General features: G+C 56.7%; 12 protein-coding genes. All 12 read right to left on the bottom strand.

The window, feature by feature from the left end:
• Nucleotides 1–97: 97 nt before the first annotated feature.
• The gene (gene gmhB / locus BN1143_RS07270) at nucleotides 98–640 is read right to left on the bottom strand and encodes a D-glycero-beta-D-manno-heptose 1,7-bisphosphate 7-phosphatase (protein ID WP_010635852.1); all 543 of its coding nucleotides are present in this window, start codon (nucleotides 638–640) and stop codon (nucleotides 98–100) included.
• A 113-nt stretch (nucleotides 641–753) separates the two neighbouring features.
• A complete protein-coding gene (gene tuf, locus BN1143_RS07265) occupies nucleotides 754–1,938 on the bottom strand; it encodes an elongation factor Tu (RefSeq protein WP_005306325.1) in 1,185 nt (394 codons plus the stop codon).
• 54 nt (nucleotides 1,939–1,992) lie between these two features.
• Nucleotides 1,993–4,098, bottom strand: coding sequence for an elongation factor G (gene fusA, locus BN1143_RS07260; RefSeq protein ID WP_005306261.1), 2,106 nt, complete (start codon nucleotides 4,096–4,098; stop codon nucleotides 1,993–1,995).
• 75 nt (nucleotides 4,099–4,173) lie between these two features.
• Complete coding sequence (gene rpsG, locus BN1143_RS07255; RefSeq protein ID WP_005306266.1) at nucleotides 4,174–4,644, bottom strand: 30S ribosomal protein S7; 471 nt, start codon at nucleotides 4,642–4,644, stop codon at nucleotides 4,174–4,176.
• A 93-nt stretch (nucleotides 4,645–4,737) separates the two neighbouring features.
• Nucleotides 4,738–5,112, bottom strand: a complete 375-nt coding sequence (gene rpsL / locus BN1143_RS21830) for a 30S ribosomal protein S12 (RefSeq protein WP_005306278.1) — start codon at nucleotides 5,110–5,112, stop codon at nucleotides 4,738–4,740.
• 183 nt (nucleotides 5,113–5,295) lie between these two features.
• The gene (gene tusB, locus BN1143_RS07245) at nucleotides 5,296–5,574 is read right to left on the bottom strand and encodes a sulfurtransferase complex subunit TusB (RefSeq protein ID WP_019840192.1); all 279 of its coding nucleotides are present in this window, start codon (nucleotides 5,572–5,574) and stop codon (nucleotides 5,296–5,298) included.
• A gap of 7 nt (nucleotides 5,575–5,581) precedes the next feature.
• Nucleotides 5,582–5,938, bottom strand: coding sequence for a sulfurtransferase complex subunit TusC (gene tusC, locus BN1143_RS07240; RefSeq protein ID WP_025202535.1), 357 nt, complete (start codon nucleotides 5,936–5,938; stop codon nucleotides 5,582–5,584).
• 8 nt (nucleotides 5,939–5,946) lie between these two features.
• Nucleotides 5,947–6,339, bottom strand: coding sequence for a sulfurtransferase complex subunit TusD (tusD, locus tag BN1143_RS07235; RefSeq protein ID WP_017765117.1), 393 nt, complete (start codon nucleotides 6,337–6,339; stop codon nucleotides 5,947–5,949).
• 86 nt (nucleotides 6,340–6,425) lie between these two features.
• A complete protein-coding gene (locus tag BN1143_RS07230; RefSeq protein ID WP_005306289.1) occupies nucleotides 6,426–6,806 on the bottom strand; it encodes a RidA family protein in 381 nt (126 codons plus the stop codon).
• Nucleotides 6,807–6,831: 25 nt separating this feature from the next.
• A complete protein-coding gene (locus BN1143_RS07225; protein WP_005306294.1) occupies nucleotides 6,832–7,548 on the bottom strand; it encodes a helix-turn-helix transcriptional regulator in 717 nt (238 codons plus the stop codon).
• Nucleotides 7,549–7,745: 197 nt separating this feature from the next.
• The gene (gene rpoC / locus BN1143_RS07220) at nucleotides 7,746–12,050 is read right to left on the bottom strand and encodes a DNA-directed RNA polymerase subunit beta' (protein ID WP_005306298.1); all 4,305 of its coding nucleotides are present in this window, start codon (nucleotides 12,048–12,050) and stop codon (nucleotides 7,746–7,748) included.
• Between the two features lie 80 nt (nucleotides 12,051–12,130).
• Nucleotides 12,131–16,159 carry a DNA-directed RNA polymerase subunit beta gene (rpoB, locus tag BN1143_RS07215; protein ID WP_010635847.1) on the bottom strand — a complete coding sequence of 1,343 codons (4,029 nt, stop codon included), beginning with the start codon at nucleotides 16,157–16,159 and terminating at the stop codon, nucleotides 12,131–12,133.
• Between the last annotated feature and the right edge of the window lie 85 nt (nucleotides 16,160–16,244).

The raw sequence follows: 16,244 nt of genomic DNA, 5'->3' as shown, positions 1-16,244 counted from the left end.
GAGTGAATTCGTTCTGGCAAGAGGATTATTGCAAAAAGATGGCTTTCATCGCTCAACCGCTCACAAAGCCACCAAAAAGCATCTTAATCCAGCGAAATCAGCCTGCGACAGGCGCAGCAACGGCAAAATCATGCAGGTTGTCGTAGATGGCATCGGCCAGCTCAATCCCCGCATCAGTAATCGGCTTGCCCGTTCTGACCATGACCTTGTGACCGACCTTGGCATTGATGGCGGCTTTCAGGTCCGAAGGTTTGTCACCCACCATATAAGAGCGGCTCATATCGATGCCGAGCTCCCGCTGGGCAAGCAGCAGCATACCCGGTTCGGGTTTGCGGCAGTCGCAGGGAGCACCGTGGTCCGGGTGATGGGGACAGAAGTAGATACCATCGAGATCCACATCGCGATCGGCAAGGGACCAATCCATCCACTCGGTCAGGTTCATGAAGTCATCTTCAGTGAAGTAGCCACGGGCGATGCCGGATTGGTTGGTCACCACGACCAGCAAATAGCCCTTTTTCTTCAGCAATTGCATGGCCTCAATCACCCCGGGCAGAAAATGGAAGTCATCAACCTGGCTGACATAACCCGTGTCCTTGTTGATGACACCATCGCGATCCAGAAAAATGGCGGGTTTACTCACAGCAGCTACCTCTATAGATAATTTCGCAAAAGTATCTCACAGGCCATTTAAAGCCCCAAAAGTAAAAGGGGTGGCCGAAGCCACCCCTTTCATGTGTGCATATAAAGTATCGATTAAGCGATAACTTTAGCTACAACACCAGCACCTACGGTACGGCCACCTTCACGGATGGCGAAACGCAGGCCGTCGTCCATTGCGATCGGGGCAATCAGGGTAACAACCATCTTGATGTTGTCGCCCGGCATGACCATCTCTACGCCTTCCGGCAGTTCGATGGTACCGGTCACGTCGGTAGTACGGAAGTAGAACTGCGGACGGTAGCCTTTGAAGAACGGGGTGTGACGACCACCTTCTTCTTTGGACAGTACGTACACTTCAGATTCGAACTTGGTGTGCGGCTTGATGGTGCCCGGCTTGGCCAGTACCTGACCACGCTCTACGTCTTCACGCTTCACGCCACGCAGCAGCGCGCCAACGTTCTCGCCTGCACGACCTTCGTCCAGCAGTTTGCGGAACATTTCAACGCCGGTACAAGTGGTCTTGGTGGTATCTTTGATACCAACGATTTCCACTTCTTCACCAACTTTAACAATACCGCGCTCTACACGACCGGTTACTACAGTACCACGGCCAGCGATGGAGAATACGTCTTCGATCGGCATCAGGAACGGCTGGTCAATTGCGCGCTCCGGCTCCGGAATGTAGGTGTCCAGGTGGCCAGCCAGTTCCAGGATCTTCTCTTCCCACTGAGCTTCGCCTTCCAGCGCTTTCAGTGCGGAACCACGGACTACCGGCAGGTCATCACCCGGGAAGTCGTACTCGGACAGCAGTTCGCGAACTTCCATCTCGACCAGTTCCAGCAACTCTTCGTCATCTACCATGTCGCACTTGTTCATGAACACGATGATGTACGGAACGCCTACCTGACGACCCAGCAGGATGTGCTCACGAGTCTGCGGCATCGGGCCGTCAGTCGCTGCTACTACCAGGATCGCGCCGTCCATCTGGGCAGCACCGGTGATCATGTTTTTAACGTAGTCGGCGTGACCCGGGCAGTCTACGTGGGCGTAGTGACGGGTAGCGGTGTCGTATTCTACGTGGGAGGTGTTGATGGTGATACCACGCTCACGCTCTTCCGGCGCCTTGTCGATCTGGTCGAAGGCGAAAGCTTTACCACCGAAGTGCTTGGCCAGCACGTTGGTGATGGCGGCGGTCAGGGTGGTTTTACCGTGGTCAACGTGGCCGATGGTGCCGACGTTTACGTGCGGTTTATTACGCTCAAATTTTTCTTTAGACACGACGTAGTCCTTCTAGGTTAAACCCGCCTACCGTCGTAGGCGGGGAATCTTAAATTACTTGGATTTGCGCTCTTCGATCACGGCCTGGGCGACGTTAGTCGGGGCATCGTGATACTTGGCGAATTCCATGGCGTAGGAAGCACGACCCTGGGTAGCAGAACGCAGGGAGGTGGCGTAACCGAACATTTCGGCCAGCGGCACCAGAGCACGTACGATTTTGCCGGACGGGCCATCTTCCATGCCTTCGATCAGGCCGCGACGACGGTTCAGGTCACCGATAACGTCGCCCATGTAGTCTTCCGGAGTCTCGACTTCGACCTTCATGATCGGCTCGAGCAGTACCGGGTTGGCCTTCATGAAGCCAGCCTTGAACGCCAGAGAAGCAGCGATCTTGAACGCCAGTTCGGAAGAGTCGACATCGTGGTAAGAACCGAAGTGCAGACGCACGCCCAGATCCATTACCGGATAGCCTGCCAGCGGGCCGGACTTCAGCTGCTCGCGGATACCCTTGTCAACACCCGGGATGAATTCGCCCGGAATGACGCCACCCTTGATGTCGTTGACGAACTCGTAGGCTTTGCCTTCTTCCAGCGGGTACATGTCGATAACGACGTGACCGTACTGACCACGACCACCGGACTGCTTGGCGTGCTTACCTTCGATATCCTTGACGGTGTTACGAATGGTTTCACGGTAGGCAACCTGCGGCTTACCTACGTTCGCTTCTACCTTGAACTCGCGACGCATACGGTCAACGATGATATCCAGGTGCAGCTCACCCATACCGGCGATGATGGTTTGGCCAGACTCTTCGTCAGTCCATACGCGGAAGGACGGATCTTCCTGAGCCAGACGGCCCAGAGCCAGACCCATCTTCTCCTGGTCGGCCTTGGATTTCGGCTCAACGGCGATGGAGATTACCGGCTCCGGGAATTCCATACGCTCCAGGATGATCGGCGCGTTCTCGTCACACAGGGTATCACCGGTGGTGACGTCCTTCAGGCCGATGGCAGCAGCGATGTCGCCTGCGCGAACTTCTTTGATCTCTTCACGCTTGTTGGCGTGCATCTGAACGATACGGCCAAAACGCTCGCGCTTCTCTTTAACGGAGTTCAGCACGGAGTCACCGGAGTTAACCACACCGGAGTAAACGCGGAAGAAGGTCAGGTTGCCCACGAACGGGTCGGTAGCAATCTTGAACGCCAGAGCAGAGAACGGCTCGTCATCGGAAGCGTGACGCTCGTCTTTGGTCTCGCCATCCAGCTTCAGACCATCGATCGCAGCAACGTCGGTCGGTGCCGGCAGATACTCGATCACGGCATCCAGCATGGCCTGTACGCCCTTGTTCTTGAACGCGGAGCCACAGGTAACCAGGATGATTTCGTTGTTCAGAACACGCTGACGAAGAGCTTTCTTGATCTCTTCCTCGGTCAGTTCTTCACCACCCAGGTATTTTTCCATCAGGTCTTCAGACGCTTCAGCAGCGGCTTCAACCAGGTTCATGCGCATTTCTTGCGCTTGTTCCAGCAGCTCGGCCGGCACGTCTTCGTAATCGAAGGAAACGCCCTGGTCGGCTTCGCTCCAGTTGATGGCTTTCATCTTGACCAGGTCGATAACGCCCTTGAAGTTCTCTTCTGAACCGATGTTCAGTTGCAGCGGAACCGGGTTACCTTTCAGACGGGTCTTGATGTGCTCAACGCAGCGCAGGAAGTTGGCACCGGTACGGTCCATCTTGTTGACGAACGCGATACGGGGAACCTTGTACTTGTTAGCCTGACGCCATACGGTTTCAGACTGGGGCTGTACGCCACCTACGGCACAGTACACCATCACGGCACCATCCAGAACACGCATGGAGCGCTCTACTTCGATAGTAAAGTCAACGTGGCCCGGGGTATCGATGATGTTGATACGGTGCGGTTGGAACTGTTTACCCATACCGGACCAGAAAGCAGTGGTCGCGGCGGAGGTGATGGTGATACCACGCTCTTGTTCCTGTTCCATCCAGTCCATGGTGGCAGCGCCATCGTGAACTTCACCGATCTTGTGACTTACACCGGTGTAAAACAGAACGCGCTCGGTAGTAGTAGTCTTACCGGCGTCGATGTGAGCGGAGATACCGATATTACGATAACGCTCAATGGGGGTTGTACGAGCCATTGTCATCCTCTTACTAGGGCACTTGTCCCCAGATAATTGAAGGTGCGCAGAGCCAAAAGACCCTGCGCAAGCGGATTACCAGCGGAAGTGAGCGAAGGCCTTGTTCGCTTCAGCCATACGGTGAACGTCTTCACGTTTCTTGACAGACGAACCCTTATTGTCAGCGGCATCCAGCAGCTCGCCAGCCAAACGCTGAGCCATTGATTTTTCACCACGTTTACGAGCGGCATCAACCAACCAGCGCATTGCCAGGGCATTGCGACGAACCGGACGAACTTCTACCGGTACCTGATAGGTTGCACCACCGACACGACGAGATTTAACCTCGACGGCCGGACGAATGTTGTCCAGGGCTTCTTCGAATACGGCCAGGTGCTCTTTGCCAGTCTTGGTGGCAATGATGTCCAGCGCGCCATATACGATGGCTTCGGAAACAGATTTCTTACCGTCAACCATTACTACGTTGACGAATTTAGCCAGCAGCTCTGATCCGAACTTGGGATCCGGCAGGATTTTACGCTGACCAACAACACGACGTCTTGGCATTTCAAATTCTCCGTAACTTCAGGGGTTACCCAAAACTAGAAAGTTATCTAACTAGAAACGAATTAACGTTTGGCCTTACTTAACGGAGAACCATTAAGCTTTCGGACGCTTCACGCCGTACTTGGAGCGAGCCTGCTTACGGTCTTTAACACCGGCACAGTCCAACGCACCACGAACGGTGTGGTAACGAACACCTGGCAAGTCTTTTACACGACCGCCACGGATCAGAACAACAGAGTGCTCTTGCAGGTTGTGACCTTCACCACCGATGTAGGAGGTGACTTCGAAGCCGTTGGTCAGACGTACACGGCACACTTTACGCAGTGCAGAGTTAGGCTTCTTCGGGGTGGTGGTGTATACACGAGTGCACACGCCACGCTTCTGAGGGCACGCTTCCAGCGCCGGCACGTTGCTTTTCACAACGAGCTTGATGCGTGGCTTGCGAACCAACTGGTTAATAGTTGCCATCAAAAGGCTCCTGATAATGACTTCATAAACATGTGAAAAATCCTCCCCGCAGATACGGGGACGCGAAATTTTATGCCCTGTTGTCAAGGGAGTCAAGATTTATACAATCCGTGTCGGGAAAGGCACGGCAGAATGTGTGTAAAGGCACGGTAAGTTACTGAAATTATTTTATAAAAACAGTTTCTAGCCACCCCAGGTCTGCGGCGAGCCTTTTTCGGCGATCAGCGCAACCAGGCCGGCCATCTCCAGATCCATCCCGATCCGTGACTGCAACCCCCTCGCCTGCAGGTCCTCCCGCATCACATAGAGCGGCACGCCTGTCAGCCGCTCGCTCCACAACGGGGCAGTTGCCGCGACGACGGCGTCCTGCATCAGCACCAACACATCGTCCGGCTGGCGATAGGCCAGTGCCTGCTCCAGCTCCTGGCTCTGGAACGGAGACGTCAATATCAGCTGTATCATGACTACCTCAAAAACAGATGTGGGTGCTGCAGTCGCCCCACTGGCGACGAATGTCGGATCGGGAGAGACCGGTCACCGGGATCAGCAGATCCTCGGGGGTCAGCCCCCGTTCCGCCAGCGAGTCGGTACACACATAGACCTCCTCGATGTCGTAGAGCTCGAGCATCTTGAAGGTCGGCGCATAATGACGCTGCAAGATGGCCTGTGGCTGCTGGTCCTTGAGCAGTTGCAGCACGCCGTCCTCGATGAGAAACAGCGCCAGCGACTCCGTCATGGCAGACGTTGCCAGCAGGGCGTCGAGACCTTCCCGGCCAGCCGCAGTACCATGAGGCCCGCGCCGGCAAATGAACGCAATCTTGTGCATGCTTCCCCCTAGAACTGGACAAAGCGGTCGGCGGTCAGGCTGGCTTCCGCCAGCTGACCCAACCCGCTCAGGCAAAAGGGCGCTTCCAGATTGAACTGCGCTCTGCCCATCCCCTTGGCTTCCTGCTCATCCAGCACGCCACGACGCATGGCCGCCGCCACGCACACGTCGATACGGATCCCCTGCTGGATGGCGAGCTCGCGCCACAGGGCGACCAGGTTGCTCTCATCAGAGGCGGGAGCATGCAGACCGTTGCCGTTGCAGACCCCATCCTGATAGAAAAACAGGTGAGACAGTCGATGACCCTGTTCGATGACACTCAGGGCAAAGCGATAGGCCGTACTGGCCGACTGGGTACCATAGGCCGGCCCCGTCACCAGCAAGGCGAAATTGAGACTCATATCCGGACTCCTGCGCATGTATCAGCCCATTCTACGCCAAATACGAAAAAGCCCCTCCTGGGAGGGGCTCTTCGTACCGCCTTGGATCAGACGTAAGCGATGGCTTCGACTTCAACCAGCACGTCCTTGGGCAGGCGCGCCACTTCCACGCAGGAGCGGGCCGGGGCCGATTCACCGAAGTAACGGGCATAAACCTGGTTGAAGGCAACAAAGTTGTTCATGTCGCTGAGGAAACAGGTGGTCTTCAGCACCTTGCTGGTGTCGGCACCCGCTGCCTTCAATACTGCAACCAGGTTCTTCATCACCTGCTCGGCCTGAGCCTCGATGCCGCCAGCCACGATCTCCATGGTGGCCGGATCGAGCGGGATCTGCCCTGAGGTGAAGACCAGCTCGCCCAGTTTGGTGGCCTGAACATATGGACCAATTGCGGCAGGAGCCTTGTCGGTTGCAATAACTTCTTTAGCCATTCTTGTCTATCCCCTTCTATGGCGCTTATTCGTTTTCGTCTTCACCCTGCTTGCGCTGTCGGATGTACAGATAAACGGTGTGTTTGGAAATATTCAGTTTGTCGGCGACCAGGTTGATCGAGTCCTTGATATCAAATATGCCCTTCTCGAACAACTGGGTCACGATAAACCTGTTTTTGGCATTGTTGGCAACGGTCGGATCGCGGTTGATTTCGTCGATGGTATTGTCCACCGTCTGGGCAACCAGCTCTTCCACACTGTTGGCAAAGGTCTCCGGCGACTGACGCTCGACTTGTTGCGGCGTCGGGAAGAATTCGGCGACAAACTCGTGAAAAGGTGCATTGATGTGCAGGTTGATGCAGATAAGGCCGATCACCTGCTTGTCACTGTTCCTGATGGCGATGGTACTCGACTTCATCAGGGCACCGGTGCGACTGCGAGCAAAATAGCTCTGGGTGTAATCCTGGCCGGTATTCTCTATGTCCTTGAGCATACGCAGCGCGAGATCGGTAATGGGGGCCCCCTCATTACGTCCCGTATTGAACCCGTTGGCAATCTTGATCACGGACTCGTGCAGATTTTCCAGGGAGTGGAGCACCACTTCACAGTGCTTGCCGAACAGCTCAGCCAAGCCGTCGATAAGCCCGTCATATGAGCGCAACAATTCCCTGTCTTCGTCTGTAAAAGTGCGACCGATCAGTTGCTCTTCGGGAAGCATCACTTCCTCGATACCGACAGTCATGTTCTACCCCTGTAATACCCATTCAACTTTCCCGAGTTTTCAGTTGCGAGGGTTCAATGTCAACTTTTTTTGATTTTTTACTCCGCAACCTTGCTCTGGATCATCCGAATATCCGCGTGGCATCAGGCTTTGCCGAGAAAACAGCCAATAAAAAGGGCCCCATAAAGGGGCCCTTTTTCAATCACTGCAGCAGAAGATTACTCTTCGTCAAAGCTGCCGGCTGCGTTGAGCAGATCCGCCAGGTTTTGCTGAGCTTCATCGGCAGTCACCTGCGGTGCGGCAACGGCACGAGCGGCTGCGGCACGCTGGTTGATCCGGCTGTGGTGGTAGGCAAAGCCGGTACCAGCCGGGATCAGACGACCCACGATCACGTTCTCTTTCAGGCCACGCAGTTCGTCGCGCTTGCCGCCAACGGCAGCTTCGGTCAGAACACGGGTGGTTTCCTGGAAGGAAGCCGCGGAGATGAAGGACTCGGTGCTCAGAGATGCCTTGGTAATACCCATCAGGATGTGACGGTAGGTGGCCGGGGTCTTGCCCTCGGCAACCAGCTTACGGTTGGCAATCTTCACGCGAGCCACTTCAACCTGTTCGCCTTCGATCAGGTCGGTGTCGCCAGCAGTCAGGATCTCGCACTTGCGCAGCATCTGACGAACGATGACTTCGATGTGCTTGTCGTTGATCTTAACGCCTTGCAGACGGTAAACGTCCTGAACTTCGTTGGCGATGTAGTTGGCGACCGGGCTGATACCGCGCAGACGCAGGATGTCGTGAGCAGACTCAGGACCGTCCGCCAGCACTTCACCCTTCTCAACTTTTTCACCTTCGAACACGTTCAGGTTACGCCACTTCGGAATCATCTCCTCGTAGACGTCGCCACCATCGGTCGGGGTGATGACCAGACGGCGTTTGCCCTTGGTCTCTTTCCCGAAGGAGATGGTACCGGAGATCTCGGCCAGGATGGCCGGCTCTTTCGGTTGACGTGCTTCGAACAGATCCGCAACGCGCGGCAGACCACCGGTGATGTCCTTGGTACCGCCGGACTCTTGCGGGATACGCGCTACCGCGTCACCCACGCCCACGTTGGCACCATCTTCCAGGTTCACGATCGCCTTGCCCGGCAGGAAGTACTGGGCGGCTACATCGGTACCCGGGATCATCACATCCTTGCCGTTCAGGTCGACCAGTTTCACGGTCGGACGCATCTCTTTACCGGCGCTCGGACGCTCGTTGACGTCCAGCACGACGATGGAGGAGAGACCGGTCAGCTCGTCGGTCTGACGAGTAATGGTCACGCCGTCGATCATGTGTTCGAAGTGCAGGCGACCCGCCACTTCGGTGATGATCGGGTGAGTGTGCGGATCCCAGTTGGCGACGGTTTCACCGGCGCTCACGGCCTGGCCATCCTTCACTTCCAGCACGGCACCGTAAGGCAGCTTGTGGCTTTCCTTGGTACGGCCCATCTCGTCCATGATGGTCAGTTCGGTAGAACGAGAGGTGATAACCAGTTTGTCGTCGCTATTGTGAACGAACTTGGCGTTCTGCAGCTTGATGCTACCGGTGTTCTTGACCTGGATGCTGCTCTCGGCAGCGGCACGGGATGCGGCACCACCGATGTGGAAGGTACGCATCGTCAGCTGGGTACCCGGTTCACCGATGGACTGGGCAGCGATAACACCGACAGCCTCACCCTTGTTAACCAGGTGACCACGGGCCAGATCACGGCCGTAGCAGTGAGCACAGTTACCGAAGTCGGTCTCACAGGTGATGGCAGAACGTACCTTCACGCGGTCGACGGAGTTGCGCTCCAGCAGGTCACACAGCTGCTCGTCGAGCAGGGTGTTGCGTGCTACCAGCACTTCGTCTTCAGTACCCGGCTTGATCACGTCATCAGCAACCACACGGCCCAGTACGCGCTCACGCAGCGGCTCGACCACATCGCCACCCTCGATCAGCGGAGTCATCCACAGACCTTCGGTAGTGCCGCAATCGTCCTCGGTGATCACCATGTCCTGTGCCACGTCTACCAGACGACGAGTCAGGTAACCAGAGTTCGCAGTCTTCAGTGCGGTATCCGCCAGACCCTTACGAGCACCGTGAGTGGAGATGAAGTACTGCAGTACGTTCAGACCTTCGCGGAAGTTCGCGACGATCGGCGTCTCGATGATGGAGCCATCCGGCTTGGCCATCAGGCCACGCATACCGGCCAGCTGACGAATCTGGGCTGCGGAACCCCGCGCACCGGAGTCGGCCATCATGAAGATGCTGTTGAACGAGGCTTGCTCTTCTTCTTCACCCAGCGAGTTGACGTTACGCTCTTTGGACAAGTTCTCCATCATGGCCTTGGAAACACGCTCGTTGGCGCTGGCCCAGATATCGATAACCTTGTTGTAACGTTCGCCCGCGGTCACCAGACCGGACAGGAACTGGTCCTGGATCTCGGCGACTTCGGCTTCGGCAGAAGCGATGATGTCCTTCTTGGCATCCGGGATGACCATGTCATCGATACCAACGGACGCACCGGACAGGGCCGCGTAGTGGAAACCGGTATACATCAGCTGGTCAGCGAAGATAACGGTGTCCTTCAGGCCCTGCTTGCGATAGCAGGTGTTCAGCAGACGAGAGATCAGCTTCTTGCCCAGCGCCTTGTTGGAGACGCACTTGATCCAGTTCTGCGGGTTGGCATCCAGATCAGCCTGTTCGGCGGCAGTCAGCACCTTCGGCTCGTCGATCAGGGCGTATTCCATGCCTTTCGGCAGGATCAGGCTCAGAATCGCACGACCAACGGTGGTGTTCTTCATCTCGGTCTTGGCAACCAGTTCACCGGCTTCGTTCTTCACGTACTCGGTGATGCGGCACTTGACGCGCGCATGCAGGTCGGCCAGGCCGGCACGGTAGACCTTCTCAGCCTCTTTCGGACCGGACAGCACCATACCTTCGCCCTTGGCGGCGATACGGGCACGGGTCATGTAGTACAGACCCAAGACCACGTCCTGAGACGGAACGATGATCGGCTCACCGGAGGCAGGCGACAGGATGTTGTTGGTGGACATCATCAGCGCGCGCGCTTCCAGCTGGGCTTCCAGGGTCAGCGGTACGTGGACCGCCATCTGGTCACCGTCGAAGTCCGCGTTATAGGCGGCACAGACGAGCGGGTGCAGCTGGATGGCCTTGCCTTCGATCAGGGTCGGCTCGAACGCCTGGATACCCAGACGGTGCAGAGTCGGTGCACGGTTCAGCAGGACCGGGTGTTCGCGGATCACTTCGTCCAGGATGTCCCAGACAACAGCTTCTTCGCGCTCAACCATCTTCTTGGCGGCCTTGATGGTGGTCGCCAGACCGCGAGTTTCCAGCTTGCCATAGATGAAGGGCTTGAACAGTTCCAGCGCCATCTTCTTCGGCAGACCGCACTGATGCAGGCGCAGGGTCGGACCTACGGTGATAACGGAACGACCGGAGTAGTCGACACGCTTACCGAGCAGGTTCTGACGGAAACGACCTTGCTTACCCTTGATCATGTCGGCCAGGGATTTCAGCGGGCGCTTGTTGGAGCCGGTGATGGCACGGCCACGACGACCGTTGTCCAGCAGGGCATCCACGGACTCTTGCAGCATGCGCTTTTCGTTGCGCACGATGATGTCCGGTGCAGCCAGATCCAGCAGACGCTTCAGACGGTTGTTACGGTTGATCACGCGGCGGTACAGATCGTTCAGATCGGAGGTCGCGAAACGGCCGCCGTCCAGCGGTACCAGCGGACGCAGGTCCGGCGGCAGCACAGGCAGCACTGTCATGATCATCCACTCCGGCTTGTTGCCGGACTGCAGGAAGGCTTCCATCAGCTTCAGACGCTTGGTGGTCTTCTTGCGCTTGGTCTCGGAGTTGGTCTGATCCAGCTCTTCGCGCATGGTGCGCACTTCGCCTTCCAGATCGATGGCGCGCAGCAATGCCAGGATTGCTTCGGCACCCATCTTGGCGTCGAATTCGTCGCCCCACTCTTCCAGTGCGTCCAGGTACTGCTCTTCGGACAGCATCTGGCTGCGCTCGAGGTTGGTCATGCCAGGTTCGATCACTACATAGGATTCGAAATACAGCACGCGCTCGATGTCACGCAGGGTCATGTCCAGCAGCAGGCCGATACGGGACGGCAGGGACTTCAGGAACCAGATGTGGGCAGTCGGGCTGGCCAGCTCGATGTGGCCCATACGCTCACGACGGACCTTGGTCTGGGTCACTTCTACGCCGCACTTCTCACAGATCACACCACGGTGTTTCAGGCGCTTGTACTTGCCGCACAGACACTCGTAGTCCTTCACCGGTCCGAAGATACGGGCGCAGAACAGACCATCACGCTCCGGCTTGAAAGTCCGGTAGTTGATGGTCTCAGGCTTTTTGACCTCACCGAATGACCAGGAGCGGATCATGTCAGGAGAGGCCAGACCGATCTTGATACTGTCAAACTCTTCGGTCTTGGTCTGAGCCTTCAAAAACTTGAGTAAGTCTTTCACGTGTTTCCCCTGTCAGGAGTCTAACCTCGGCGCCCCTCTCGGGGCGCCCACGTCAATTCTCGAACAATAAGAGCGAGCTCTTACTCTTCGTCCAGCTCGATGTTGATACCCAGAGAGCGGATTTCCTTCAGCAATACGTTGAAGGATTCGGGCATGCCCGGCTCCATACGGTGGTCGCCATCCACGATGTTCTTGTACATCTTGGTACGGCCATTCACATCGTCAGACTTGACGGTCAGCATCTCCTGCAGGGTATATGCCGCACCGTAAGCCTCCAGGGCCCACACTTCCATCTCACCGAAACGCTGACCACCGAACTGCGCCTTACCACCCAGCGGCTGCTGGGTAACCAGGCTGTAGGAGCCGGTAGAACGCGCGTGCATCTTGTCGTCTACCAGGTGGTTCAGCTTCAGCATGTACATGTAACCCACGGTGACCTTACGCTCGAAGGCGTTACCGGTACGACCGTCGAACAGGGCGATCTGACCGGATTCCGGCAGGTCGGCCAGCTTCAGCAGGGCCTTGATTTCACGCTCTTTGGCGCCATCAAATACCGGAGTTGCCACCGGCAGACCCTTGCGCAGGTTACCGACCAGGGTACGTACGTCGTCGTCGGACAGCTCGGCCACGTTCACTTGCTGGGTATCTTTCTCGCCCAGGTCATAGACCTGTTGCAGGAAGTCACGCATCTCGTGCAGCTCGCGCTGTTCCTTGACCATGCGGTCGATCTTCTCGCCAATACCCTTGGCCGCGAGGCCCAGGTGCACTTCAAGGATCTGACCGATGTTCATACGGGACGGTACGCCCAACGGGTTCAGAACGATGTCGACCGGACGGCCGTACTCGTCATGGGGCATATCCTCGACCGGACAGATCTTGGAGATAACACCCTTGTTACCGTGACGACCCGCCATCTTGTCACCTGGCTGGATGCGACGCTTGACGGCCAGATAGACCTTGACGATCTTCAGGACGCCCGGCGCCAGGTCATCGCCCTGGATGATCTTGCGACGCTTGTTCTCGAATTTCTTGTCGAACTCGGCCTTCAGCTCAACGTGCTGTTCAGCGATCTGTTCCAGCTCGATTTGCTTGGCTTCATCTTCGATGGCCAGTTCAAACCACTTGGAGCGATCGAGCTTGTTCAGACGGTCTTCGCTGTAACCGGCGGCCAGCAGCAGGTTGCGGGAGCGGCCGAAAATGCCGTCTTCCAGGATCTTGAACTCTTCGGTCAAGTCCTTCTTCGCTTCCTTCAGCTGCATCTCTTCGATTTCTTTGGCGCGCTTGTCTTTTTCCACGCCATCGCGGGTAAAGACCTGCACGTCAACCACGGTACCGTACACACCGTTCGGCACACGCAGGGAAGAGTCCTTCACATCGGACGCCTTCTCACCGAAGATGGCGCGCAGCAGCTTCTCTTCCGGGGTCAGCTGGGTTTCACCTTTCGGGGTCACCTTGCCGACCAGAATGTCGCCGCCCTTCACTTCCGCACCCACGTAGACGATACCGGACTCGTCCAGCTTGGACAGAGCGGCTTCACCCACGTTCGGGATGTCGGCAGTGATCTCTTCCGGACCCAGCTTGGTGTCACGGGAGATACAGGCCAGTTCCTGGATGTGAATGGTGGTCAGGCGGTCTTCCTGAACAACACGCTCGTTCACCAGGATCGAGTCTTCGAAGTTGTAACCGTTCCACGGCATGAACGCGACGCGCAGGTTCTGACCCAGCGCCAGTTCACCCAGATCGGTGGACGGGCCATCAGCCAGTACGTCGCCCGCCATTACCGGCTCGCCCAACATCACGCACGGACGCTGGTTGATACAGGTGTTCTGGTTGGAACGGGTGTATTTGGTCAGGCTGTAGATGTCGATGCCGGCTTCGCCAGGCAGCAGCTCATCTTCGTTGACCTTGATAACGATACGGGAGGCATCGACGTAGTCGATCATGCCGCCACGCTTGGCCACTACGGTAACACCGGAGTCAACGGCCACTGCGCGTTCCATACCGGTACCAACCAGCGGCTTGTCGGCGCGCAGAGTCGGTACAGCCTGACGTTGCATGTTTGAACCCATCAATGCGCGGTTCGCGTCATCGTGTTCCAGGAACGGGATCAGGGCCGCTGCCACAGAGACGATCTGTTGCGGGCTCACGTCCATATACTGGATCTGGTCGGCGTTCATAAAGGTGGATTCACCTTTGTGACGGCACGGGATCAATTCATCTTTCAGACGGCCATCTTCGGTGGTCGCGGCGTTAGCCTGTGCGATCACGTACTTGCCTTCTTCAATAGCAGACAGATAGTCCACTTCGTCGGTGATCACACCGTCAATGACCTTGCGGTACGGGGTCTCGAGGAAACCGTACTCGTTGGTACGAGAGTACACGGACAAAGAGTTGATCAGACCGATGTTCGGACCTTCAGGAGTCTCGATGGGGCACAGACGACCGTAGTGGGTCGGGTGTACGTCTCGAACTTCAAAGCCGGCACGCTCACGAGTCAAACCGCCCGGGCCCAGCGCGGAGATACGGCGCTTGTGGGTTACTTCGGACAGCGGGTTGTTCTGGTCCATGAACTGGGACAGCTGGCTGGAACCAAAGAACTCTTTGACTGCGGCGGAGATCGGCTTGGCGTTGATCAGATCCTGCGGCATCAGGGTGTCCAGGTCGCCCAGGGAGAGACGCTCCTTGACCGCACGCTCGACACGCACCAGACCGACACGGAACTGGTTCTCGGCCATTTCACCGACAGAACGGATACGACGGTTACCCAGGTGGTCGATATCGTCCACTTCGTCGTTACCGTTACGGATGTCGATCAGGCGCTTCATCACATCGACGATGTCGTCTTTGGTCAGAGTGCCCACGCCGGTCTCGTCTTCACGAGCCAGACGGCGGTTGAACTTCATCCGACCTACGGTAGACAGGTCGTAACGTTCGGAAGAGAAGAACAGGTTCTCGAACAGCTGCTCTGCGGCTTCGCGAGTCGGCGGCTCACCCGGACGCATCATGCGATAGATCTCGACCAGGGCTTCCAAGCGGCTGGAGCTGGAGTCGATACGCAGGGTCTCGGACATGTAGGCACCGTGGTCCAGTTCGTTGGTGAACAGAACCTCGAAATGCTTGAAGCCGGCTTGGGAGAGGTTGGCTACCGCTTCCAGGCTCAGCGCCTGGTTGGCAGTCACTACCATCTCGCCAGTTTGCGGATGTGCGTAGTCCTTAGCAGCAACTTTGCCAACAACATACTCAACCGGTACCTCAATCTGGGTAACGGAATCTTTTTCCAACTGACGGATGTGACGCGCAGTCACTCGACGACCGGTCTCAACCACCACGGCGCCATTGGCCACGATGTCAAAGGTCGCAGTTTCACCACGCAGGCGCTCCGGCACCAGATCCATCATCAGCTTGCCATCTTTGACTTCGAAACCGATGGTCTCGAAGAAGGTGGCCAGAATCTGTTCGGAACTGAAATCCAGGGCACGCAGAATAATGGATGCCGGCAGTTTGCGACGACGGTCGATACGGACAAACAGGTTGTCTTTCGCATCGAACTCGAAGTCCAGCCAGGAGCCACGGTAGGGAATAACGCGAGCGTTATACAGCACCTTACCGGATGAATGTGTTTTGCCTTTATCGTGGTCGAAGAAGACGCCCGGGCTGCGGTGCAGCTGGGAGACGATTACCCGCTCGGTACCATTGATGACAAAGGTGCCGTTCTCGGTCATGAGCGGAATTTCGCCCATGTATACTTCTTGTTCCTTGATGTCTTTGACGGTGCCGGCAGCTGCTTCACGGTCGTACAGAACCATACGAAGCTTGACACGCAGCGGCGCGGAGTAGGTCACTCCACGGATCTGGCATTCTTTTACGTCAAATACCGGCTCACCCAGGCGATAGCTGACATACTGAAGCTCAGCACTACCGGAGTAACTGGTGATCGGGAAAACGCTACGGAAAGCGGCCTCTAGGCCATATTCACCTTCCGGGTCAGCCTCGATGAACTGCTTGAAGGAGTCCAGCTGAATGGACAACAGATAAGGCGTGTCCAGTACCTGGTCTCGCTTACCGAAGTCCTTACGAATGCGTTTTTTTTCGGTATAAGAGTAAACCATAGGGTTCCTCAGCTCGCTGATAAGTGACCCACTCTGTCCCACGGGACAGCTCTGTCTCAACACCGTTTTGTGTTGGCCCGGGCGA

This window comes from Aeromonas dhakensis (assembly GCF_000820305.1).
Classification (GTDB): Bacteria; Pseudomonadota; Gammaproteobacteria; order Enterobacterales; family Aeromonadaceae; genus Aeromonas; species Aeromonas dhakensis.
The sequence above is the reverse complement of the archived record's forward strand: the minus strand, read 5'-3'. Positions and strand labels throughout refer to the sequence as shown.

Bases quoted from the DNA above. Each gene is read 5' to 3' on its own strand.
- fusA (WP_005306261.1), bottom strand. From the start codon at position 4,098: ATGGCTCGTACAACCCCCATTGAGCGTTATCGTAATATCGGTATCTCC.
- rpsG (WP_005306266.1), bottom strand. From the start codon at position 4,644: ATGCCAAGACGTCGTGTTGTTGGTCAGCGTAAAATCCTGCCGGATCCC.
- rpsL (WP_005306278.1), bottom strand. From the start codon at position 5,112: ATGGCAACTATTAACCAGTTGGTTCGCAAGCCACGCATCAAGCTCGTT.
- tusB (WP_019840192.1), bottom strand. From the start codon at position 5,574: ATGATACAGCTGATATTGACGTCTCCGTTCCAGAGCCAGGAGCTGGAG.
- tusC (WP_025202535.1), bottom strand. From the start codon at position 5,938: ATGCACAAGATTGCGTTCATTTGCCGGCGCGGGCCTCATGGTACTGCG.
- tusD (WP_017765117.1), bottom strand. From the start codon at position 6,339: ATGAGTCTCAATTTCGCCTTGCTGGTGACGGGGCCGGCCTATGGTACC.
- BN1143_RS07230 (WP_005306289.1), bottom strand. From the start codon at position 6,806: ATGGCTAAAGAAGTTATTGCAACCGACAAGGCTCCTGCCGCAATTGGT.
- BN1143_RS07225 (WP_005306294.1), bottom strand. From the start codon at position 7,548: ATGACTGTCGGTATCGAGGAAGTGATGCTTCCCGAAGAGCAACTGATC.
- rpoB (WP_010635847.1), bottom strand. From the start codon at position 16,159: ATGGTTTACTCTTATACCGAAAAAAAACGCATTCGTAAGGACTTCGGT.